Consider the following 23,419-nt stretch of genomic DNA (forward strand, 5'->3'; position numbering starts at 1 on the left):
CGCTTTATACCCCATTCCTCGATAGGAGGAACGCAGGTAAAATCCCTGATTTCAAAGCTGATTAAACGGGGTAGAAGTGGATAACGGATAAAATTGTGTAATGGATAGTCTTAAACGTGAAGCGCTCCGTTGGAGAGCGATCGCAAATTTCAGCTTTTGGATGAGAGTAACTTGATTGAAGAAAGCCTATTACTTTAAAGTACAAAAATTATCAATTCGTGCATCAGGGATACAAGCTATCCAGCTCATCCAACGCGAAATGGCAATGGAACTCGAAGAACAAGAGCCATTACGAATAAAGCGCTTGCCGGATGGCAGCGCTCAATTATTGCTCCGTTCACAAAGATATAGCAGTCCCCAAGGCGATGAGGACAAAGCAAAATACTGAAACCTTTACCAGTCAAACTTCTGCCTTGGAGCCTTCTGCCTTCTGTTATAAGTTCTGAGCGTACAAAGTGATGTGTTGAAGGGATGAAGAATTAAAAGCGATCGCATCCCGATAAAAACCCAGTTCTACTCACTTGGATGCGATCGCTATTTTGGACACTGAAGAGGGAATAGATACACTACCCTGGTTTTTGCCTTAAAAATCATCTAAGAATGCACTAAGGCGGTTTAGCAAGGGGTCGTCAATTTCTGCTGGGGGAGCAGTCGGAGTCACAACTTCTGCCTGTTTTACTTCTGGTACGAACGGGCGAGAAGACTCAGATTTCGGCTGCTGATTGACGATTTGGCTCAACTGCGCCAATTGCCCAGAGAGTTGATTGAGCTGACGTTCAATTGCATCTAATCGGCTGGATTCTCTGTTCAAAAGTTGATGGAGTTGGGGTTCTATTGCCTCCAATCGACTAGATTCTCTGTTCAAAAGTTGATTCAGCTTGGGTTCTATCGCCTCCCATCGACCAGATTCCTGACGCAAAAAACGCTGCTCAAACTCAGCCAATTGGCGCTTGAGTTCAGCCACGGGTTGTTCCATCTGCCCCGCTTTGGGCGTTGTCGGTCTTACAGATTCGGGTACGCACAAAAATTGCCATAACGCTTCTTTACAAAGGTCGCTAAACGTTTTGTGCGGTTGTTTCATTAACTCCGTTTCCACAACCGCTAACAATGTTTCGTCAGCCACCTCTGAATTGAACGTAACCGGTTTAGTGATCTTTTTCGACCAAGGGAACATTAGTTTCAAACCTTAGCAGAGCGAGTAGCCGATGCTGCCAACTGAGCTTCACCATAAATATACTGCCCTAAGGCATTGGCTTGCCGCGAGGGTGCAGCTAAGTGGGCATTAATCTTAGCCTCTTTCAGTAAACGTTGGATGTCATCCCAGAAGAACTCACCACCCCCTCCGGTGAGAATCACATCCGTGACGCGCTCCGGCAGCCATGCTAGCACGCGGCTACACATTTCGCGAGAGAAACTCTCTTTCAGGTTAGGCAGAAAATCGTCTAAATTGGTCGGCTTGGTTGCACCTCTGGGACGGTAAAAGCGATCGCCTTTGGGTCGGTTCACTGCCGTAATCAGAGATAGAGATTGACTGTCTGCGCCCTCAATCTCGGCGGCAACTTGCTCATAAAACTGACTCATGGCAAAGGCTTCGCTCTTAGAAGCTCCTCGCGCAAACCGGAAGCTATCCACCATCAAACAATCTGTGGTTTGATGCCCAATGTCTACAATTGCCACGGAGAGTCTCGTAAAGTCTGGTCCTGGCCCTTTCTTGGGTTGAGATTCACACCACAAGAGACTGCCATATCCTTCTGGCATGACCCAAACTTTGTTAATGTTAATCGACACCGACTCGCCCCGATAAGTCATAATATGAGGCCCACTCAGAAGGCTAACCAACTGAGCCTTTTCCCGTTCAAACTGATCCTGGGAAAGATAAGGCAGACCGAGTATAACGGATACCTCATCTTTAAAATTGAAGTACCCGATACAGGCCAATACTTTTGCGAGTGCATCCTCAACTTTCGATTGACCTACGCCAAGATTTGCCCCAAAGTCTGCTGCCAGTTGACCAACAGCATAGCCCTTTCCTTGATACTCCAGCCACATATCTAATAGTGGATCAGTGGTGCGAGCTTCAAAAATACCCCCACGAGCCTGTTCCATCGATAATTGCTTCACGTTGGCAGGAATGAAGACTACATTGTTGGGTTCGCGTGACACACAAGTCTTTGTGGATGTTCGACCTAAGTCCACGCTGAGAATCGATTTCCCCATGTTGGTCGGTTGTCTGGGATTCGCCGGAGTCGTCGCCGACTTCGGGTTATTCATTGGGGTAGCTGCCGAATTCATCGGCGTAGAAGCCGAATTCATCGGCGTAGAAGCCGAATTCATCGGGGTAGCAGCAGACTGTTGAACCGTCATGAACACTCCTAATCTCTCTTAGCTTCAACAAATTATCATGCAATCCTAACAAGATGCTATACCTTGGACGGACGCAAGTTCTTGAGAAATTTATTACAACCACCTAGAGCTGGCATCCGTAAATTTGGTTCCTAAATTCCTGTTAATTTGGCTATTTTGTCAAAACTAAGGATATTACTCTATACAGAATTGGGTGGAATTGTATTTTTCTCATCAATAAATCCTAGCGAAGGTTGTGCTGTAATGGTCGAGCGCCAGCCTACAGACTGTACTGGTGCAAGCTGTCAGCCTCTAACAGACCCATTGCCTCCGCAACGAATATAAGAAACACAGTTAGCTAAAATTCTTCACCCATAAAGGTTTTAGCCTCTTAACATTTATTTACATACTGGCGTTTATTTCTACATACCTAATTAACGCATAACCTCATTACGATGATCGTCTAGCCAATTCCAGCGAGAAGTCCAGAAAAGGCCAGTCATCCATCGGGCAATACTCATCTCCAAGATTAAACTTTGACAAATCACCTATTGTCCATATCGGCGAAATTCAATGATATTTTCTTTAATGGCAATATCGTAGCCTTCGTAGAAATCTTGTCCTAATAGACCTTCTTCCATTGCAGGTGGCGCGACAACGACTGACATATTTCTTTTGACACGACCATCAATTTCCATCGATTTGAGAATGGTTTTCGAGACTACAATAGCTGCACCATCGGCTACAGTCACTATTGTTGAGCCTTGCGGTTTCAATTGCAACGAAAGGGCAATACTTTCGGGAATGAGAGTAATAGTAGCCCCTGTATCAAACAGCATGTCAAATTTACGTTGATTATTAAAGCTAACTTCTATAATCGGTGTTCCGTTTCTTCGTCCTTTGATCGGTATGGAGAAAAATGATGGATTGACATCACCCACAGTGTTCTTTTTCGGTAGTGGTGCCGATTTTTGCTTCGCATCTGCTAAAAAACGCTGATATTGGGACAGTTTTGTCTTAGCGACGGCGTGCTGAGGACTAGAAGCCGGCACTTGTTTTAAGAAGTCAATCGCCTGTTGCCAGGAGTTTGCCACCAGTTTCCAGTCATCGCGAGACACAGCAGATTTACTGATGGTAGACGCACCCATCGCAATATCGATGGCGCGATTATAGGCTTCGGGATTGGCAGAGGGTGATACTGTCGGAGAGGGAGCTACCTTTGAGGCAAGCGCAAGCTTGGGTTTGAGTACGGGAGCTAGCTTAGCTGATGGACTGGCTGATGGATTGGCTGCCGGACTAGCTGATGGATTGGCTGATGGATTGGCTGCCGGACTAGCTGATGTACTGGCTACCGGACTGGCTACCGGACTGGCTACCGGACTGGCTGATGGACTGGCTGATGGACTGGCTACCGGACTGCCTGATGGACTGGCTGACTGACTGACTGACTGACTCGTTGATGGATTGGCTGAGCTCTCAGAGGAATCACCTGAGCAGCCCACACTACTCAATGCCAAAATACCGGACATAATCAGCAGGCTGCCAGGATAGGTAGAAAATTTCCACATGATTAATGGCTTTGTGTGAAGAGAGGAGATTGAATAGATTTCTCAGTCTTATCTCTTTCGCTAGATAGATGTCAATCGCCAATTTTGCCTAGCTGTGAGGAATTCAAGATAAATGATCAGTACATGCCCCACCCACTCATTGAGTGACAAAGACTGATTCTTTCAGGATTCCTGAGTATCTCTAATCGGAGCTAGCCAAGGAAAGCGGTTTAATTTCATACTTTATAATTCATAATTCATCTTTAGCTTTCTTGGAATCGTGAGTGAGAAGATCGGTTTTGTAGATAACATAGACGCGGAGATTCTTGTCCCACTTCGTTATATTTTTTTCGTAAGTCAGGCCGTTTTTCATCGCAACCTTTTGAGAGGCAATGTTGTCGTGATCAACCAGGGAAATAAGGCGATTATAGCCAAGTTCCAAGCAACCATAATCCCGTATGGCGCGTGCCGCTTCTGTTGCTAAACCTTGCCCCCAATATCTCTGATGGAGGGCGTAGCCAATCTCAATTTCTGGCTGATCATCAATTTCTAGAGCAATTAACCCACATCGGCCTATAAACTGATTATCCGCTTTGTGAATGGTTGCCCACAGACCAAAGCCATGTTTTTTGTAGCTATCCAATATCCCATCCAACTGTTGTTTGGTGTCTTCATCGGTTCGCGTACTGCCTAAGAATCTCATCACCTGTGGATCGGCATAAAGCGCAGCTAAATTATCTAAGTCGTTCCAGGTTAAGTGCCGAAGGATTAGCCGAGGAGTTTCAATCACAATCATTAGAGTTTAAGTTAATCATTTCTAGCAAGATAGGATGATCATAGTTGTTGTCTCTCTACTGTTTGAGGATTTAGGAGAAATTTCCTGCTCACTGCGCCAGCAACAGCAGTAAATTGAAGGAGACGGACAACTGGTGTCTGGGCGTATAGAATGATGCCGTTGGCAACTTCAGAAAACTTAACCCCTCAACGCCTTCCTAACACCCTGGCTTCTTCACAAAGGAACAGGGAAGGGGGAGCGATAAGGGTTAAATAGCTGAATTAATTGACCAACAAAATCGTTTCAACCGCCAGGGATAAATGATTAATTTGAAATAAAAAACGCGCACAGCATGGAAGACGATAACACAACAAACCCATTGTTAGACACTAACTTAGAGGACATCCTACACGGGTCGATTATTCCCCAAGCCCCAGAAGGATTTAAATCCGGTTTTATCGGCATCATTGGACGCCCTAATGTGGGCAAATCAACTTTGATGAATGAATTGGTGGGGCAAAAAATCGCTATCACTTCGCCTGTCGCCCAAACAACGCGCAACCGTCTGCGGGGTATCCTGACGACGCCAGAAGCGCAGATGATTTTTGTGGATACTCCAGGAATTCACAAGCCACATCACCAACTGGGTAAAGTATTAGTCCAAAATGCCCAAATTGCGATTGACTCCGTGGATGTGGTGCTGTTTGTGGTGGATGGAACGGTAGAAGCGGGAGGCGGCGATCGCTTTATCGTCGAACTCCTCACCCATACCCAAACCCCTGTGATTCTGGGCATCAACAAATCTGATTTACAGCCTTCCCAGCCATCAATTCAGGGGAAATCAATCGATGAAAGTTACAATCAACTCGCGGCACCTCATAACTGGAACGTTACGAAATTCTCGGCTCTTACGGGTAACGGGATTGAAGCTTTACAACAACGTTTAATCGATCATCTCGAATTGGGGCCTTATTATTATCCCCCTGATTTAGTGACCGATCAACCGGAACGATTCATTATGGGGGAATTAATTCGAGAGCAAATTTTACTGCTTACTCGTGAAGAAGTACCCCACTCCGTAGCTGTTACGATTGATATCGTCGAGGAAGACCCAAAAATTACCCGTATTCTTGCGACGATTCATGTTGAACGTGATTCCCAAAAAGGAATTGTCATCGGCAAAGGTGGCAGTATGCTCAAACAAATTGGCAGCGCGGCTCGTGAACAAATGCAAAAATTAATTGCGGGTAAAGTTTATCTAGAATTATTTGTCAAAGTCGTACCTAAATGGCGACAATCTCGCCTTCAACTGGCAGAATTTGGTTATCAGATAGAAGAATAAAAGTTTTTGATGTCAAACATTAACTGAATGTTTGGGTACAGATTCATGGACTCAGTTTGTTCCTCTATCCGACAATACCCAAACAAAACCCGCCCTGACTTCTGGAGAAAGGACGGGTTTTAAGTTATTTTTGTCCGTGTACCCATCGATTTAGGTCTCAACCTGTCTCTGTAACAATTTAGTCGAGTTCTTGTCAAATCAACAAGACGTTGGTTCTGTTCACCAAACACCAAGCTCAAGGTTCAACTCGATTAGTTAAGGTCGGGTAGTCTCAATGGCTGCACTCCCTTCTCTGGATCGACGACCGCCGCTTTAGGAATCTCGATCACGGGTTGATTGAGTGCAATCTCTAGGGTTTCAGCCGTAGCATCGGGATTTTGAGCCAATTGGGGCACTAATGAGCGACCACCGGGTAAAATTCCTGATACAGCACTGACAAACAGAGCAGCGATCGCAGCTCCACCCCAGAGTACTGTTCTTCGGTTCCGGCGTCTATCAATGCGTGAGAATACTTGCTCGGCTGTCTGTTGCGCTGTTACGGCAGGGGTTGGTACGGGAAGCTGATGCATTCCCTGACGCAGCTTTAGGAGTCGAGTGTACAAGTGCTGCATCGTTGAGTCCGTAGACAGCAACTCTTGCACTTGTTTACGCTCTTGTGCGGTTACCTCACCATCAATGTAAGCGCTGAGCAATTCAAAGCGATCGCGCTGCAAGCTATCCATTTGTGTGACAGCTTCCTGTTTAGACTGTTTACCAGCTTCAAAATTGGAGGTCATTTTCGTATCACCACCGAGTCATAGCAAGCGCCTATTGTACTGATATTTTATAGATTCCGTCATAAACCAACAACCCCCTAGGGGTAAGCGCTATTAGGAATCAGATGGATGCTCAGGCTTCCAAATAGGTTTGGAGCTGAGATTGTAGTCTCGATCTGGCTCTGGCAATTCTCGACTTTACAGTCCCCAAAGAGACACCCGTGATTTCGGCAATCTCTTCATAAGCCATGCCTTCAATTTCTCTTAGGACGATGGTGGTGCGGAACACTTCTGGCAAGTCTGAGATTGCCTCGCGGAGCTGTTCATAAAACTCCCGTGTCGTCATGTCTTCTTCTGGATTGGGTGTTTCCGAGGCAATTTCCCAATCCATTTCACCGTCATCTAGGCGACGTGGAGCATCTAACGACAGAGGATTCGCCACTCGTTTGCGTTTACGCAGTTCATCGTAGAAGAGATTGGTGGCAATTCGACTCAACCATCCCCGGAACTTCACAGGCTCATTTAACCGCTTGATGTTCCGGTAAACTCGAATCCAGACTTCTTGCGCCAAGTCAGCTCTGTCCTGCCAGTCTGGAGCCAGATGGTACAAAATCTTATCAACATGAGATTGGTACCGTCGTAAAAGCTCAGCAAAGGCAGTCCGATCAGGGCTTAGTCCGTCCTGACAGCGCAAAATTAAGTCATAGTTAGAGAGTTTGTCAGGTTGCACCGATACTTGAGGAGGTGTGACTTCACCTAATTGAGGAAGCGTTACCTCACCGGTTGACCAGGATAAAGAAATCGATTGGCTCATGGATGGAATGGGTGCTAGAACATCCTTCTTCTTCCCCAAGACGCCCGACTTTCAGCAAGAGTTCCCGCATCAACAAGTAAATCTTTTATTTTACAAGGAATTGCTCAAAGTGTAACTAGTAAACTACTCATTATGACTTTTAGAGAAGTTAGCCGCATCCCCCAAAAGGATAGTATTAGAAATTTTTGAGGTCGGTTTCGGAAAAAACAGTGAGTGCCGACTTTCTACATCCCCCATATATGGCAGAAGGCAGAAGGCAGAAGGCAGAAGGCAGGAGGCAGGAGGCAGGAGGCAGGAGGCAGGAGGCAGGAGTAGGCAGAAGGTTTTTTACTGGTACGTGGTCATTTACAGCCGTTCAATCTGTCCTAAGCTTTATGGCGACAGCTATAGGTCGTTGAGGCAGAGGAGTATTGTTGAGTATCGTTGAGAAAGTATGCCGACCAAATATCCCTGTGGAGTTAGGGCGAAAGTGACTAATCCCAGAAAGCGAATCACAATTCTCTTAGCAGAAGATACGATTGCAGACCAAAGCTTGATGAAACAAGCCCTAAAAATAAGTCGAATACTCAACAATTTGTATATTGTCAATGATGGGGAGGAACTGCTGGACTATCTACACCGTCGGCACCAGTACAGCGACATAGCCAGTTCTCCCCGGCCCGATTTAATCTTGCTGGATTGGCACCTCCCGAAAATAGACGGGCCAGAGGTGTTACAAGCGATTAAGGCTGACTCAAACTTACGGCGTATCCCGATTGTGGTGCTGACTTCCTCAAGTTCTGAGCAAGATATCCGTCGTAGCTATGAACTAGGAGCCAGTTCTTATTTCATCAAACCCATGACCTTTGACGCACTCGTTGAAGCCGTTAATACATTAGGAGAATACTGGTTTCATATCGTAGAACTGCCGCCTGCTAACGGTAATGCGTAACAATGGCTATCAATTACTCCCTTAAGACAAGCTGGATGGTAGTGTGCTTCGGATCAGCGATCCTCTGGTTTTCAGCGGTACAACCTAGGCTGAAACCCTTGTCCGTCATTCCTAAAGTCAAACCTAAACCCAAAATGGCGCAGGTTTTACCTGCCACCGATTCTCTAAAAATGGCGATCGCAGGGATGAGTTCTCGAATTGTGGTGGATTTGAGTGAAGCCCGCGTTTACAGTTACTGGGGAAAACAACGGATTGCTACTTATCCCGTTGCCGTCGGTCAACCCGGGTGGGAAACCCCCACGGGCACCTTTAAAGTGTTACACAAGCAACTCAACCCCGTTTGGAAGCAACCGATTACGGGTGAGATTATCCCCGCCGGCCCTGACAATCCATTAGGCGATCGGTGGATTGGTTTTTGGGTTGACGAACGCCATCACATCGGGTTTCATGGCACCGATGACGAGAAACTGGTGGGAAAAGCAATTTCTCACGGCTGCTTGCGGATGCGAAACAAGGATATTCGGGCGTTGTATAACCAAGTCAGCCTAGGGACACCCGTGATTGTTCGCCCATAACGGGTCAACATTCAATCGTTGTTTGGCTCAAAACTCCTGACTGATGACTTCTGACTCCTCCACCTCAAAATAATTGCTAGAGGGTTTGGCTTCAAAGTCAGGGGCGTAAACCTGCAACAAGCTATTCACCTGTCTGAGAACATCATTTCCGCCAGTTTTGCCCAATGCTTGACGTTCACAGCCAAAATCCGGTCGATCTAGGTTGCGGGTGAGGGCGGCACTCACTTGCTGGGTGATCAAGTCGTGAAGTTCCTCCTTGGCACGCTGCCGCTGGTATCTTGCACCTTCTTCGGTGGTGGCATATAAAGGAGGGAGTCGATTCAGGGCGTAGGCGGCAATATCTCCGACATCGAGGATGCGATCGCTTTTCGCTTCGATTTCGGCAATTTGAGCCACCGCCTCCGTGAGTACCAACTCCTCCATCACATTGATGAACTGCTTACGCGGAACGGCAACCACTTCGCCGGTCAACAGCGCCCCCATTAGGCGATCCAAGGCCATATATTCTTCGATCGAAAGCTCCGAGGCTGTATCACAGATACGACCCACCTCGGTTTCCATGACTGGGGTCAAGTAGCCATCTTGCAGAGCTTGTTCTACGATTTTTTCAATACTCATGACGTTGGAGTGTTTCCCGGTAGCTGCGTTTGAAGTGGAAAACTTGCCACAATTTTTAATTTAAACAATACAAAATCCAACTAACTGGAGAAAACTTCGGCAAAACTTGAGAAAGCTTTACTCAAAGCCTCGCTCTCGCCAAGGCACTGGGTCAACAGAAATACCGTGGACGTAGAGGCCCCAATGTAGATGTGGCCCGGTAGAGGCACCCGTTGAACCTACCGCACCAATTCTTTGACCGGGTTTCACAAGCTGTCCTTCCCGAACATCAATGCGCGAGAGGTGCATCATGATACTGGTGACGCCTTGACCGTGGTCAATTCCCACTACGTTACCATGTACCCGGAATCCTTCCGATACTCTTCCAACTAAAGCGACTCGGCCGGCAGCCGGTGCCACAACTGGCGAACCCATGCCACCTGCATAGTCAACACCGCGATGGTAGTAATCTTTAGCAAAGACACCATTGTAATAGCGGCGAATTCCATAACCCGCTGAAATTCGACCACTATTAGGCTTGACGAACGGCCCATTCCAATATTTTTCTGGCGTTTCTAAATTTTTGAAAGCGGCAACGCGATCCAATTCATGCTGCGTCGCTTTCGCCCCAGCTGCGCCTGAAAGCCGAATCCGTTGGGTGGGAAACGAACGACTTCGCAACGGCACACTTAAGGTTTTGCTCTCACTCCCTCCTTGAACCTGAATCTGTACAGTTCCAGGCTGATCCAGAGGCGATGTTGGCAACAATGCTCGAAACGCTCCTGAACTCGTGACAAAAGTTGGGTAGGTCTTTTGCCCCATCTTAACCGTTGGCGTTCGGCTTAGGGTAGGGTCTTGCTGGACTATTACAGATAAGGTATCGCCTAATTGAGGATTGGACGGTGACAAGCGGACTTGCACCGCTCGTACTGGAACAGCTAGGGTAACTAAAGCGGCAACTATGCCCAGAGCGAGACTGATTCGTACCCAGTTAGCGCGTTGACGTTGTACCCACAAAACAGCAACAGCCAACCAGTTGCGGCGGGGGCGCGATTGAGACAAAGTAGTCTTCGACGGCACAGGTCATTCTTCCCTATCGAGTTGTTGACAATAGTTTAGCGGCTCAATATATCGATAGCCACTCATAGCCGATAGACTAGCACCTGCAAGGAAGAGTTTCCAACCGCTTGACTCAAAACCACTTGATTCCAACCAGACTGATACTCCCGCTAACTCCCTGTAGAAGAGGAGAGTGAGGTGAAGGTAGCTCTTGTTCGAGGCCAATTTCTACAATTGCACTAAGGGGACTTTAGTAAAACCCAAGACTTGCCCTTTCGTGTACCAAAAGTAACAGGAGCTGGAAAAATTTGTATTCTAAAGTTTATATAGCTTAATAATTTTCTCAGAAAAGGAACCGGTGCAAGAAGACTTCAGACTAATCCTTGACTTCGTGTCCGTCCTCGCCGCCGCAGCGGCTGGTGGTCTATTTGCAGCGCTTTTGCGTCAACCTGCTCTACTGGGCTATATTCTGGGGGGAATCATTGTTGGTCCAGCGGGTTTGGGTCTGATTAAAGAATTAGTTCAGATCGAGACATTGGCTCAGTTTGGAGTGGCATTTTTGTTGTTTGCCCTGGGCGTTGAGTTTTCCCTGGCAGAACTGAAAAAAGTCCAGGCGATCGCCTTAGGCGGGGGCGGGCTACAAATTACCTTAACAATTCTCGTCACCACGTTATTATCCCTGGGTATGGGCTGGGTGAGTACTCCCGCTAAAGGGGTCTTCCTGGGAGCAATTTTGTCCTTGTCGTCCACCGCTGTCGTCCTCAAATGTTTGATGGAGCGCAACGAAACAGAGACGCCCCACGGACAGATTATGCTGGGGATTTTGGTAGTACAAGACTTGGCATTGGGCTTGATGCTAGCCGTATTACCCGCCCTCGATCAACCACCAGAAGCGATTGGTGTAGCCATCGGCTTAGCGCTGTTAAAAATTGGTTTATTTGCCGCTGGAGCCGTAGCCGCCGGCATTTGGCTCATCCCCTATCTGTTGCGACTCCTCGCTAAAACAGAAAGCCGAGAACTGTTTTTGCTGGGGGTGGTTGCCCTGTGTTTGGGCATTGCCCTGCTGACGGAGCATTTAGGTCTTTCGATTGAAATGGGGGCGTTTGTTGCCGGTTTAATGATTAGTGAGGTGGAATATTCCGATCAAACACTGACTTATGTAGAGCCGCTCCGGGATGTGTTTGCGGCTTTATTCTTTGCCGCGATCGGGATGCTGATCGACCCCCTTTTCCTCTGGAACAATCTAGAGTTGATTTTGGGATTAGTCTGTCTGGTGTTAGTGGGTAAGTTTTTGATTATCACGCCATTGGTGAAGGCGTTTGGTTATCCGTTAAAGACGGCAATCATTGTCGGTTTGGGGCTAACTCAGATTGGGGAATTCTCCTTTGTCCTCGCAAGTGAGGGACAGTTCTTAGGATTAGTATCCCGTCGCGTTTACTTGTTGATTTTAGGTACAACGGCAGTGACACTGGTCGTTACCCCCTTTGTCCTACGTGTAGTCCCTCTGGCATTTAACTGGCTCGAATCACTCCCGTCCCTGAAGCGGTTTTTTGAACCCATGGAGGCTCCGAAAGAAGTGTCTCCTGAAGTCGCGCAGCTTTTAGAACCTGTGGTGATTTGTGGTTACGGACGGGGCGGGCGTAATTTGGTGCGCTTGATGCAAGAGCATAATTATCCTGTATTGGTGATCGATCAATCAGAGCGGGCGATTCAGCAATTGCGAGAGGCGAAAATCCCCTATGTGTATGGCAATGCCGCCAGTTTGCATGTGTTAGAAAAAGCAGGAGTTGAGAAGGCGCAGTCGCTGGTGATTGCGGTATCCGATCCGATGAGTACGCGCCTATGTCTCAAGCGAGCGCTAGAACTTAATCCCGACCTGGATATTGTGGTTCGAGCCAACACGGAGCGGGATATTGAACTTTTGTATCAACTGGGGGCGAAAGAGGTGGTGCAGCCAGAGTTTGAAGCCAGTTTGGAATTGGCTACCCACTTACTCACGGGGATAGGTTTACCGGCTTCGGTGATTGAACGAGAAATGGAGCAAATTCGTAGTTCCCATTATCTCGATTTGCGCCCGGAGCAAGGGCCGGCTCAGATTGCACGGGATTTACGTACAGCAACCGAGGCGATGAACAGCAAGTGGTATGCTCTACCGGAGAGTTCGCCGCTTAAGGGTATGACATTGGAAGAAGCCAACATTCGCCGCTTGACCGGTGTGAGCTTAGTGGCGATTCGTCGTGCCGAAGGGGAGGAAATTGACTATCCTGGAGCTCAAGCGCAACTGCAAGAAGGCGATCGCATCTTGGCTGTCGGCGAACCCGATGAACTTGCCGCTTTTAATGAACTGGCGAAGGGTGAAGTGGCGATTCCTGGCATTAATACCCCCTGTCAATGGTTGCTGGTGCCTGAAGACAGCCCAGCACACGGGAAAACGCTTGCAGAGCTGCATTTACGCCGTCAGTACGGAGTACAGGTGCAAGCCATTCGCCGTGAAGGAAAGTTTATCCGCTTTCCCGATGGTCGTGCTGAAATTCGAGTGGGCGATCACCTGCTGCTGTGCGGTGGTAGCTATCCTCTGCGTCAATTACAACAGTGGCTAGCACCCGAACCTCAGCAATCTGTCGTGGCGATTCCTATTATCAAGGCTCCCGTGAGTGAAGCCTTGCAAGAGTATCTACCCCTCGATAGTCAGCGTAACGGAGATTAAACTGAAATCCGTTGAAAGTTAGAACGTTAAAGATTGAAGGTTAACCTGCAACTGCTTTCATTGCCGCACTTGAAGAGAACGACTCCCCATTTCTACCTCTTGGGGCTTGATGTAAGCCATGGCATGACGCCAAATAATCGTGCGTATTCCTTCCTGAGTAGCCAGACAGAAGCAATCTGAATCTTGCCAAAGCAGTTGACCAACTAGTACATCTTGGGTCAAAAGTTTTACTTCAACTTCTTTTCCCTCTTTAATCAATCCTTGAATTTGACGAACGCTTGGTAGACCTGTATCGAATTCAGCCATAATCAATTTTTAAAGCCGGAGCTCAATATGGAAATCGAATTTACAAAGTATCACGGTCTGGGGAATGACTTCATCTTGATTGATAATCGCGCTGACACGCAACCGATTATTACATCAGAGCAAGCGGTGCAGCTATGCGATCGCCATTTTGGGATTGGTGCGGATGGTGTGATCTTCGCTTTGCCCGGAGAAGAGGCAGGTGACTATACCATGCGAATTTTTAACTCCGATGGCTCTGAGCCAGAGATGTGTGGCAATGGGATTCGCTGCTTCGCCCAGTTTATCGCCGATCTGGAAGGGGCAGATGCTAAATCAGAGTATCGGATACATACCTTAGCCGGTGTGATTATCCCCAAAATAGAAGGTGAGGGCAAAGTCAAGGTAGATATGGGAATGCCTCAGCTTTTGGCAGCTCAAATTCCCACTACGTTAGCGGATGCGGAGCAAAAAGCGATCGCTGTACCCCTGCAAGTGGCTGGGCAATCCTGGGAGGTTACCTGTGTGAGTATGGGTAATCCTCACTGCATCACGTTTGTTGAGGATGTCGCCGCTATCCCCCTAGAAGCCATCGGCCCCCAATTCGAGCATCACCCAGCGTTTCCCCAGCGAACCAATACGGAATTTATTCAAGTCGTGCGTCCCGATTATCTGAAGATGCGGGTGTGGGAACGTGGTGCCGGAGTAACACTAGCTTGTGGCACAGGTGCCTGTGCTGCGGTAGTGGCAGGTGTGTTAACCGGCAAGAGCGATCGCAAGGCGACGGTAGAACTCCCCGGTGGCTGTTTGGAAATTGAATGGGCACAGCAAGACCAACGAGTTTACATGACTGGGCCAGCCGAGCGCGTATTTAGAGGCAAGGTATCACAACTTTGATGTTCTAGTGTGTCGGTTCATTCATGGTAGGGGCAATCCCCCGTGGTTGCCCCATAAGTGAGGCGGGGAATTGGAGAAATTTTTGTCAGTCAATTATTTATTTCTATCTGAGTTTACTAGTGGTTTCTATTATTAGTTCTGATGGTTTCGTAGTAAGCGCTTCAGCGCTTAAGGTCAACTACACACCAAGTTAACTCCTCAAAATTAAAGACATGAACCACTAGACGACTCCCCCCGTTAACGAGAGGTTCTCTTACTTCCGTGGGTTGACGCAAGAGACAGAGTCCTTATACCTGAAGAAAGACGTTATTTGTCAGAAAAAGTTACATTATTTAATTTAGAAGCCCTTGAAAAAGTGCGCTTCATACCCAGTTACCCACTTTAAAAATATCCTGCCTCACTATGCGATCGCACCGCGTTCCCAGAGGTAAAACTTAACTTATCTAAAAAGCGAAGTTAAGAACACAATTGGGTATTAGTCATCATTTATTTTGTCTTGTATTGCTCGGAGTGTATACAGTGCTCGCGGATAAAATACTAAGTACTGATGAACTGAGTCATCAGAGTACAGAAGAACTTAAACAAAAAATTTTGCAGCTTACAGCAAGCCGAGACGCAGAACCAATAAAGCAAAAAGTGCTGTTTTATAAGAATGAATTAGCACCAATTGTTGAAGAGTTAAATCGGCGAAATCCTTATCCCAGAGCCGAAGATCAAGTACCGCTAGTACAGGGAGTATGGTCATCTGTTTGGTCTACCATACCTTATCAAGACATTGTGCCAGGACGGCTACGAGAGCAGTCTTACCAAATTTTTCATGACAATGGTTACTATGCCAATATGGCTCGTTACGCTCCGGGTCACAAAATACCTTTTTTGCAGAAATTATCATCCATTCTCTTCGCTTATGATTTAATGGTGCTGCAAAGGTATGAAGTCAGAGAAAGTCAGTGGCAAATTCAGAATATTGAGATAGAACAAAGCTTTCGATTCGGAGCCATGCCCCTGAGTATTGAAAAAGCAGAGGAATGGTTTACGAAAGTCGTCGCATCTAGAAAAAATAAATCATCCCAAACCATAGATTCTCCCCAAGTACCTTCACTGGAAAATCTTGATAAAAGTACAGCTAAAACATTAAAAACTGCCTTTTTGATGGTTCCCCAGTTTGAGCATCTCTATATTGACCATGACTTTCGTGTGGTTAAAACTCAAAGAGAAGCTAAACAGCGACCTTCTTATACCATTGCAGTTCGCCTTGAATAAAGAAAACCCCACCTGCGCTTTGGCGCGGGTGGGGAAGGCTGCAAGTTGTCTGTAGTGCTGTCTTTTTATATCTCTAGAGGCAATGTCACTTATGCAGTTGCTTGCACGAGGAGGCTCGAAGCCTTCACTGAACCTGATCACGTCCTAAAGGTTAAAATCCTGTGGTGGAGTGTTCGGAGAAAACTGCTGATGGCTGATTTAACGCGCCGACAATTTATCATTGCCTCTACGCTGGCGGCAGGGTTTGCACTGGCAGCACACCCGATTCTTGCCGAAGTGATCACCACTGATACCAAAGGCTTAGTGGCGGGTGAAGTGAAGATTCCTGTCAAGGATGGGGAGATTCCGGCTTATCGAGCGATGCCTGCCAAAGGCAACAAGTTTCCGATAGTGCTGGTGATTCAAGAAATCTTTGGCGTGCACGAACATATCCAAGATGTCTGTCGCCGCTTTGCCAAACTGGGGTATTTGGCGATCGCACCGGAAATGTTTGTCCGTCAAGGCGATGTATCCAAACTCACGGATGTTCAAGAAATTATCTCCAAAGTCGTCTCTAAAGTTCCTGATGCTCAAGTGATGTCCGATTTGGATGCAACCGTCGCTTGGGCGCAAAAGTCGAGTAAAGGAAACATTAATAAACTCGGAATTACAGGTTTTTGCTGGGGCGGGCGAGTGACTTGGCTCTATAGTGTTCATAACCCAAAAGTAAAAGCAGGAGTCGCCTGGTACGGACGCTTAGTGGGTGAGTCTAATTCCCTAACTCCTCAGTACCCTGTTGATATTGCAGCTAAGTTGAAAGTGCCTGTATTAGGACTCTACGGTGGCAGTGATAATGGAATTCCGGTTGCAACTGTGGAGCAAATGCGCGAGGCGCTCAAAGCAGGAAACAGTGGTTCGGAAATTATCGTTTATCCCGATACACCCCATGCCTTCTTTGCTGACTATCGTCCTTCCTATCGCCAAGAACAAGCACAAGATGGTTGGAAACGCCTCAAGGCTTGGTTCAAAGAGCATGGTGTTGCGTAGCGGGGGAGCTGGGGAGCGGGGGAGCGGGGGAGCATTTAGATATAAAGTTTCCTCCTCTTTCTTTAAATTTGTACATTTGGGATACTCCCCCGGAAGCAGCAACCCATCTGCCTGTTACCTTCTAAGAACTGCTAAACTATCGCCATCTTCATAGAACTAAAATGGTGTGACCCAGATGAGTCAACTGCAATGCCCTAAATGTCAAGGAAGCCTGGAATCCGTAGTGTATTCCGATATAGAAGTAGACCGCTGCACGAACTGTCAAGGGATTTGGTTTGATTCCCAAGAGGCTCAGGAACTTAAGAAAATGAAAGGCGCTGAAATTATAGATGTTGGCGACCCTTCAACAGGTAAAAAATTTGATGCAATTGGGACTATTAATTGCCCAAAATGTAAGACTCAAATGACGAAAATGGTTGACCTCAATCAGTCTCATATCCGGTACGAAAAGTGTCCTGTTTGCTATGGTGTTTGGTTTGATGCGGGCGAGTTTAAGGATTATAAGGAAGAGAACCTTTCAGATATTTTCAAGAGCATTTTTAGCAAAGAAAGACGCTAATTTCAAGCCCTAAAAAAGGAGAAAAAATAGAAGAATAACGTTTCTCCTTGAGCGCTTTACTTTCTCTTGCCAATACAAGCACAGGCAGCTTATCCAATAGAATTCAAATGCCGAATTTTTTCCAACAAAGCTGCCTTCACTTTTTCATATTCTGTTTCTATTTGTGATACTAGGGCTGTGGCTTCTACCAATTTTCCCATAGGCTTAAGCGCTTCCAGAACCCCACAAATTTGAGCTAGGTAGATCGCACCTAAAGTAGCACTGGTTGACTTGAGAGTATGAGCGGCTCTCTGTAACACGAGCGCCTCATTTTGATCAGCCTCTACACGGTGAAGGTGAGCTAGTGCTGTTTGCATCGCTTGCAACAGCTTGGGTGTTTCTTCTATATAGCTATCAATCACGCTTTCTAAAATGCCATCATGGTTGACCATTTCCCGTAATTCTTGAAAAGCGGCGACATCTATTAGTGCCTCAGAGGAATGGGCAGTTGCAGGTTGAATTAAGTTTGCTCGCGTCGCGTTCTCTGTAGGGATAGATTTCCGGTTAGAAGGTTGAATTTTGCCTTCAGAATGTTCAACATTCAACGGACTAACCTTCAACTCTTCTTGGCACTTGCTTAAGGCACGAACAAGTTCCTTCATGCGGATCGGTTTACTGATGTAATCATCCATACCAGCCTCCAAACACATCTCGCGATCGCCCTGCATGGCATTGGCTGTCATAGCAATAATCCGAGGACGCTTGTTGGATTTTGAATTTGGCTGTCCTGGGACTTTCTCCGGTGGGCGGTTTGTGGATGTTGGAGAGTTAGATTGTTGATGAGTTTCTGTTAGGGAAACCCCAGGAAATGCGGTGATTAAATTCTCGCCCGCCGCCTCTAATTCCCAAGCAAAAGAGGACTCTTGAGAAATACGATGTGCAGCCGTTAATCCATCCATCTCCGGCATCTGGACATCCATTAACACCACATCATAAGATTGACGATGCACAGCTTCCAGCACTTCTAAACCATTGCCGACCACATCGGCGCGATACCCCAGTCGTTGCAACAAGTGTAAGGCAACCTGCTGATTTACCACATTGTCCTCTGCCAACAGAATCTTGAGAGGCAATTTGTGAGCTAAGTTAGAGTCAATCTCTGGATACAGGGAACACAGAGGACGCACTTTAATCGGCTGTCCGAGCAGAACTTGATTCAAACTCTCGTAAAGCTGGGATTGTTTAATCGGCTTATTGAGAAATGCCGCAAAGTGACTCATTTGGCTGGGATCGCTGCTTTCGGGCTTGCCGATTGAGGTCAGCATTACCAGAGGTAACTCCTGGTAACCGGGCTTCTTGCGAATTTCGGTCGCTAGAGTCAATCCATCCATCCCCGGCATTTGCATATCCAGAATCGCCAAGTCGAACAACTCTCCCTGAGACAGCCAGTCCAAAGCTTCCCTGCCAGAGTGAGCCGCACGGGTCAACATGCCCCAAGATTTTCCTTGTAAGGTCAAAATTTTGCGATTCGTGGCATTGTCATCGACAATTAGCAGCCGCTTTCCTTCAAGCTGAGGTTGAGCCACATCCAGATCCGTGGGAGTACTGCTATACACGGCATGAGCGATTACAGTGAAGTAAAAAATCGAGCCTTTACCCACTTCGCTTTCCACCCAGATCCGACCCCCCATCATTTCGCATAACCGTTTAGAGATTACCAAACCTAGACCTGTGCCCCCATAGTGGCGACTGGTAGAGGAATCGACCTGGCTAAAGGGTTGAAACAGGCGATCTAAGCGTTCAGTAGGAATACCGATACCGGTATCCTTGACCGCGAATTGAATTTCGTAGTACGGGTATGGGACAGGATGAACGCTAACAGAGCTTAGCGTATCCTGGCGCGTCCCAGGATCACAGGGTTTATCGAGCTGAGGCTGCGTGTTTGGGGATGGAGAGATTGAAAATCCTGGGTTGTTGCCAACCGACTCCCTACCCACTTCATGCTTTACAGGTACCCCCTTGGCAGTTACTGAAACGGTGACTTCTCCACTTCGAGTGAACTTAACCGCATTACTGAGCAGATTGACCAAAATTTGACGCAGTCGAGTCACATCTCCGGCAATAGTGACGGGAGTTTGGGAGTCAATCAGATAAGCCAACTCCAGCTCTTTTTCTGCGGCTTTAGGGGCTAAAAGGTCGAGGGATTCCTCAATACACATCCGTAGTTTGAAGGGTTGTTCCTCCAGTTCCAGCTTGCCTGACTCAATTTTGGAGAAGTCGAGAATGTCGTTAATAATCGTGAGCAGTGCCTCACCACTATTGCGAATAGTTTCTACAAACTGATGCTGTTGGGGTGTGACTTCTGTGTCTAGCAGCAATCCAGTCATGCCAATTACGGCATTCATCGGAGTACGGATTTCGTGGCTCATCGTCGCCAAAAATTCACTTTTGGCGCGGTTAGCAGCCTCGGCGGCTTGTTTTGATGTTTCCAAGGCGATGTTTTGCTCTGCCAGTTGCTCTCGTTGACGCTTTTCTTGCTCTAGGAGTCGAGCTTGAGCCAAGGCAATGCCGACTTGATCGGCAACGGCTTCTAACAGTTCAATTTCATCGCTTGTCCAGTCGCGCAAAGAGTCACACTGATGTAAGCAAATGACTCCGTTCGGTTCTCCCTGATATGAGGTGCGAATCGCCAGCATGGATTTCAGGCCGATTTGCTGGCATAGCGGGATGGCAGCTTGCAGCAAGGGGTCGGTGTAGATGTTAGGGGAAGCGATCGCCGAATCTTGAACGAGCAGTCTTTGCATGTGAGGATTGCCCCTGACAGGGACGGTCAAATCCAGAATTGACTCATATCCCGGTTCTAAATATTCGGTCACGAAAGGAACTTGGGGCGTTGGCTTGGCAATGTAAGTATGAATCACACAGCGGTTGACGCGAAAGGCTTGACCAATTTGCGCCACTGTGGTATTAAAAATCCGATGGGTATCTAAGCTCTGGCGAATTTCTTGGGTAATTTGCTTGAGCAACAAGGCTCGATGCACTTGTCTTTGAAGGGCGGCTTTATGCTCACGCAGTCCCTCTTCTACCCGCTTGCGTTCAGCCAGTTCGGCTTGCACCTGTTGATACAGTTCCGATTGCTGAACCGCGATCGCGACTTGAGTTGCCAGTTGCTGCAACAGCTCAACTTCCAGAGATTGCCATTTCCGAATGCCATGACAGTGATGAGCAATCAACAATCCCCACAGCCTGTCTCCTTGTAAAATCGGTACCGTCAGAGAAGCTGAAACCTGAAGCTGAGCTAAGAAATCAACGTAACACGGTGTTAAACCCGCATTGTAAACATCCTCGACAATCCCAATACGGCCTTGCTGGTAGAGATGGGTATAATCTTTGCTAAAGCAGGGGTCATAAATCGTGCTACCCAAAACCGCTTTCCACCCCTGTCCCACAGACTCCACAGCCACCACACCACTCCAGTCCGGATTAAATCGATAAACGATAACCCGATCCGTTTGAAGGAACTGCCGGACTTGTGTCGCGGTGGTATGGAGAATTTCCTCTAATTCCAGAGACTGACGAATCCGCCGTGCAATCTCACTGACTAACCGTTCTCGTTCCGCCTGCTGTTGTAGAGCAATTTCCGCTCGCTTGCGTTCGGTAATGTCGGTACTCGTCCCAATCAGACGATAGATGCGCGAGTGAGTATCCAGCAGTGGGGTGAGGCTGGTGATCCACCACGTCTCTATACCGTTGAAGGGCAGACATTCTTCATAAGAAATCGTCGTTCCCTCCTCAACACAAGATTGATAGCGATCGCGCACAGCCATAGCAGATTCTAATGGCAACACCTGTTCAGGGGTCTTGCCGCAAAGTTGCTCTGAGGGAATGCCTGTCAGATATTCGTGAGCTGGGTTCAAGCCGACATAACGAAATTCCCCATTCTCCAAAACATCGACCACAAAAATGGACTTTTCCACCCCATCGTAGATACTACGTAAAAACTGTTCGTTCTCGCGCAGTCCCTCCTCTGTTCGCTTGCGATCGGTAATGTCGCGCACGATACAAACGGCTTCATCCGTACCGCTTTTTACAATCCGCACCTCATAATTCCTGACCCGATCCGGTTTGTCTAATTCCAGCTCATAGGTCTGTAATTCCCCTGTTGCCACAGCCACTTGCAGCAGTTTGAGATGACGCTGTTTGACCGCTTCCGGTATCGCCACATCCCAAAAGTGACATTGGCTCGGCGTTTCGGAGGGAACGAGCAAATTGCCATCTTTTAACTTGAAATCCAAATAAGTCCCATCCACCCGTTGGCGGAACATCAGATCCGGAATCGCATTCAACAGCGCCCGGAGACGCTCTTCGCCTTGGCGCAGGGCTTCCTGAGCCGTAATTAGTTCGCTAACATCCGTATGGGTACCTACCATGCGGACAACCCGCCCCTGGTCATCTTTCAGGTGAGTGGCTTGCGACAGAATGTACAGTAAAGAGCCGTCTTTATGGCGGAAGCGTTGTGTCACAATGAAGCGAGATGCGTGACCACCCTGGAAATCCTTCATCAATTTCAAGCTGCTGATGGGATCTACGTCAACGATGACTTGTTCCCAGGCAAGCAAGTCACTGGGCTGCTCATAGTCGAGGTCGCCCAGCATCTCCTTCCAGCGTGGGGAGTAGTAAATTTCTCCGGTTTGAAGATTCCAGTCCCAAAGACCATCATTGGCAGCGTAAGTGACTAATTCCAGGCGTTCTTGCGTTTTTTTGAGTTCGTCTAAGCTGCCATGACAGCAGGTTTCCTGATTGGGCGGTGCCTCTGGAGCAGAAGCTTCAGGTGTGGGGGATGAAAGAGGAAGTTCACTGTTGCTTGGGTTCGGATTCCCCTCGAATGGCTTAGGAGAATGTGTTTGATTGTTGCTACTTTCTGCTTGATTCTGTTCAACCGATGGAGGGTAAAACCTCGGAGCCGATAATCGCTCATGAGCGCGTTGAAGTTCCTCGGCTTGCTGCTCAACGGTTTGGTGTAAGGTGTCAATCACGCCCAGCATTTGCATTGGATCAAGCGATCGCAATAGCTCTTTTTGGGTAAAAACTCCCCGCCAGTCTTCTCGTTCTCCATACACCAGTCCGTGTTGGAGCTGCCACTGCTGCATTTGTTGATGAGCCGTCCACAGGGAATCCTCTGGACTCAAGCCCAACAAAGGCGTCTTCATCACCAGATGCGCCTGAGTTTGGGATAAGTCCAGTCCCATGAGAGATAACTGAACAAGCTGGACAATATCACGTTCTGTAACGATCCCAACTGGCAAAGAGCTCACATTTAACCCTTGTTCTGTCAGCACCACATAACTTTCTCGCTCTTGGCTCATCAGGTGAGCGAGGCTGAGAACCGAGGTACTCAAGGGTGCCTGAATCACAGTAGAAGTCATGGCAGCTGAGACACGTTGCCATTTCAGGAGATTCAGATCTGGCAGTCCTCGACAAAGGCTGTCAACCGTAATCATCCCCATCAGTTGACCTTGAGGGTCTAAAACGGGTAGATGACTGATTTGATGTTGATGGAACAGCGAGATCACCGTGAACAAATTGCACGAATCGGAAAGCGTTAGGGTGACAACCGACGGAGTCATCACGTCAGCAATCTTGATTTCTCTTAAGTTCACCTGTGAAGCGGTGAGGCGAACCAAGTCCTGTGCTGTAAGTATCCCCACTAGGCGATTGGCTTTACCGATGGGCTTGCTGCCCAAGGGAGCCACTGAGGTTAAGGTGCGATCGCCTTCTATGACTAAGACACTGGTAGCGGGTGCGATAGTCGCAATACCGGGCAAAGAATGGGTTCTTCGCCCCTGACCCATTAAAGCAATGATGTTGATTAAGGGTGTCTCAGGAGGCGTGGTCAGGGGATGAGGGTCTATTAGATGCTCTAGGGTAGGCAAGGTGGTTTGAGCAGTCTCAGTCTGCATAGAGAGGT

19 protein-coding genes and 1 pseudogene are annotated in these 23,419 nt (G+C 47.6%); 10 read left to right on the forward strand and 10 right to left on the reverse strand.

Going from position 1 to position 23,419, the window contains the following annotated elements:
- The first annotated feature begins 175 nt into the window (after window positions 1-175).
- Window positions 176-388 carry a hypothetical protein gene (locus tag MIC7113_RS20900; protein WP_041780154.1) on the forward strand — a complete coding sequence of 71 codons (213 nt, stop codon included), beginning with the start codon at window positions 176-178 and terminating at the stop codon, window positions 386-388.
- 195 nt (window positions 389-583) lie between these two features.
- Here the strand turns inward: MIC7113_RS20900 and MIC7113_RS33660 are convergent, their stop codons facing one another.
- The 4 genes from MIC7113_RS33660 to MIC7113_RS20925 form a co-directional block, all read right to left on the reverse strand.
- Window positions 584-1,123, reverse strand: coding sequence for a hypothetical protein (locus tag MIC7113_RS33660; protein ID WP_216596335.1), 540 nt, complete (start codon window positions 1,121-1,123; stop codon window positions 584-586).
- A gap of 56 nt (window positions 1,124-1,179) precedes the next feature.
- The gene (locus MIC7113_RS20915; protein WP_015184177.1) at window positions 1,180-2,364 is read right to left on the reverse strand and encodes a ParM/StbA family protein; all 1,185 of its coding nucleotides are present in this window, start codon (window positions 2,362-2,364) and stop codon (window positions 1,180-1,182) included.
- A gap of 527 nt (window positions 2,365-2,891) precedes the next feature.
- Window positions 2,892-3,911, reverse strand: a complete 1,020-nt coding sequence (locus tag MIC7113_RS20920; RefSeq protein ID WP_015184178.1) for a retropepsin-like aspartic protease — start codon at window positions 3,909-3,911, stop codon at window positions 2,892-2,894.
- A 229-nt stretch (window positions 3,912-4,140) separates the two neighbouring features.
- Window positions 4,141-4,686 carry a GNAT family N-acetyltransferase gene (locus MIC7113_RS20925; RefSeq protein ID WP_015184179.1) on the reverse strand — a complete coding sequence of 182 codons (546 nt, stop codon included), beginning with the start codon at window positions 4,684-4,686 and terminating at the stop codon, window positions 4,141-4,143.
- Window positions 4,687-5,017: 331 nt separating this feature from the next.
- On the opposite strand from MIC7113_RS20925, the gene era reads away from it, so the two are divergent.
- A complete protein-coding gene (gene era, locus MIC7113_RS20930; RefSeq protein WP_015184180.1) occupies window positions 5,018-6,007 on the forward strand; it encodes a GTPase Era in 990 nt (329 codons plus the stop codon).
- Between the two features lie 251 nt (window positions 6,008-6,258).
- Here era and MIC7113_RS20935 read toward each other — a convergent pair whose 3' ends face one another.
- Both MIC7113_RS20935 and MIC7113_RS20940 read right to left on the reverse strand, forming a co-directional pair.
- Window positions 6,259-6,783: an anti-sigma factor family protein gene (locus tag MIC7113_RS20935; RefSeq protein WP_015184181.1), complete on the reverse strand. Its 525-nt coding sequence runs from the start codon at window positions 6,781-6,783 to the stop codon at window positions 6,259-6,261.
- A gap of 112 nt (window positions 6,784-6,895) precedes the next feature.
- Window positions 6,896-7,576, reverse strand: coding sequence for a sigma-70 family RNA polymerase sigma factor (locus MIC7113_RS20940; RefSeq protein ID WP_015184182.1), 681 nt, complete (start codon window positions 7,574-7,576; stop codon window positions 6,896-6,898).
- 433 nt (window positions 7,577-8,009) lie between these two features.
- Between MIC7113_RS20940 and MIC7113_RS20945 the strand changes: the two genes are divergently transcribed.
- A complete protein-coding gene (locus MIC7113_RS20945; protein ID WP_015184183.1) occupies window positions 8,010-8,507 on the forward strand; it encodes a response regulator in 498 nt (165 codons plus the stop codon).
- 134 nt (window positions 8,508-8,641) lie between these two features.
- Complete coding sequence (locus MIC7113_RS20950) at window positions 8,642-9,082, forward strand: L,D-transpeptidase (protein WP_226883484.1); 441 nt, start codon at window positions 8,642-8,644, stop codon at window positions 9,080-9,082.
- Window positions 9,083-9,109: 27 nt separating this feature from the next.
- Here the strand turns inward: MIC7113_RS20950 and MIC7113_RS20955 are convergent, their stop codons facing one another.
- Window positions 9,110-9,700 (reverse strand): late competence development ComFB family protein, encoded by a 591-nt coding sequence (locus MIC7113_RS20955; protein WP_015184185.1) that lies wholly within the window; start codon window positions 9,698-9,700, stop codon window positions 9,110-9,112.
- A gap of 117 nt (window positions 9,701-9,817) precedes the next feature.
- The gene (locus MIC7113_RS20960; RefSeq protein ID WP_155898240.1) at window positions 9,818-10,711 is read right to left on the reverse strand and encodes a M23 family metallopeptidase; all 894 of its coding nucleotides are present in this window, start codon (window positions 10,709-10,711) and stop codon (window positions 9,818-9,820) included.
- 385 nt (window positions 10,712-11,096) lie between these two features.
- Here MIC7113_RS20960 and MIC7113_RS20965 point away from each other — a divergent pair, with 385 nt between their 5' ends.
- Window positions 11,097-13,445: a cation:proton antiporter gene (locus MIC7113_RS20965; protein ID WP_015184187.1), complete on the forward strand. Its 2,349-nt coding sequence runs from the start codon at window positions 11,097-11,099 to the stop codon at window positions 13,443-13,445.
- 57 nt (window positions 13,446-13,502) lie between these two features.
- Here MIC7113_RS20965 and MIC7113_RS20970 read toward each other — a convergent pair whose 3' ends face one another.
- A complete protein-coding gene (locus MIC7113_RS20970) occupies window positions 13,503-13,751 on the reverse strand; it encodes an Hfq-related RNA-binding protein (protein ID WP_015184188.1) in 249 nt (82 codons plus the stop codon).
- A 27-nt stretch (window positions 13,752-13,778) separates the two neighbouring features.
- On the opposite strand from MIC7113_RS20970, the gene dapF reads away from it, so the two are divergent.
- From dapF to MIC7113_RS20990, 5 genes and pseudogenes are all read left to right on the forward strand, one after another.
- Window positions 13,779-14,624, forward strand: coding sequence for a diaminopimelate epimerase (dapF, locus tag MIC7113_RS20975; protein ID WP_015184189.1), 846 nt, complete (start codon window positions 13,779-13,781; stop codon window positions 14,622-14,624).
- Window positions 14,625-15,143: 519 nt separating this feature from the next.
- Window positions 15,144-15,887, forward strand: coding sequence for a hypothetical protein (locus MIC7113_RS20980; protein WP_015184190.1), 744 nt, complete (start codon window positions 15,144-15,146; stop codon window positions 15,885-15,887).
- A 189-nt stretch (window positions 15,888-16,076) separates the two neighbouring features.
- A complete protein-coding gene (locus MIC7113_RS20985; RefSeq protein ID WP_015184191.1) occupies window positions 16,077-16,913 on the forward strand; it encodes a dienelactone hydrolase family protein in 837 nt (278 codons plus the stop codon).
- Between the two features lie 175 nt (window positions 16,914-17,088).
- A pseudogene (locus tag MIC7113_RS38715) lies at window positions 17,089-17,208 on the forward strand (TFIIB-type zinc ribbon-containing protein); the annotation flags it as partial.
- Window positions 17,209-17,220: 12 nt separating this feature from the next.
- A complete protein-coding gene (locus MIC7113_RS20990) occupies window positions 17,221-17,472 on the forward strand; it encodes a TFIIB-type zinc ribbon-containing protein (RefSeq protein WP_226883702.1) in 252 nt (83 codons plus the stop codon).
- Window positions 17,473-17,561: 89 nt separating this feature from the next.
- Here MIC7113_RS20990 and MIC7113_RS33665 read toward each other — a convergent pair whose 3' ends face one another.
- On the reverse strand, window positions 17,562-23,411 hold the full coding sequence (locus tag MIC7113_RS33665; RefSeq protein ID WP_015184193.1) for a GAF domain-containing protein: 5,850 nt from the start codon (window positions 23,409-23,411) through the stop codon (window positions 17,562-17,564).
- Window positions 23,412-23,419 lie beyond the last annotated feature (8 nt).

It is taken from the genome of Allocoleopsis franciscana PCC 7113 (genome assembly GCF_000317515.1).
GTDB classification, from domain to species: domain Bacteria; phylum Cyanobacteriota; class Cyanobacteriia; order Cyanobacteriales; family Coleofasciculaceae; genus Allocoleopsis; species Allocoleopsis franciscana.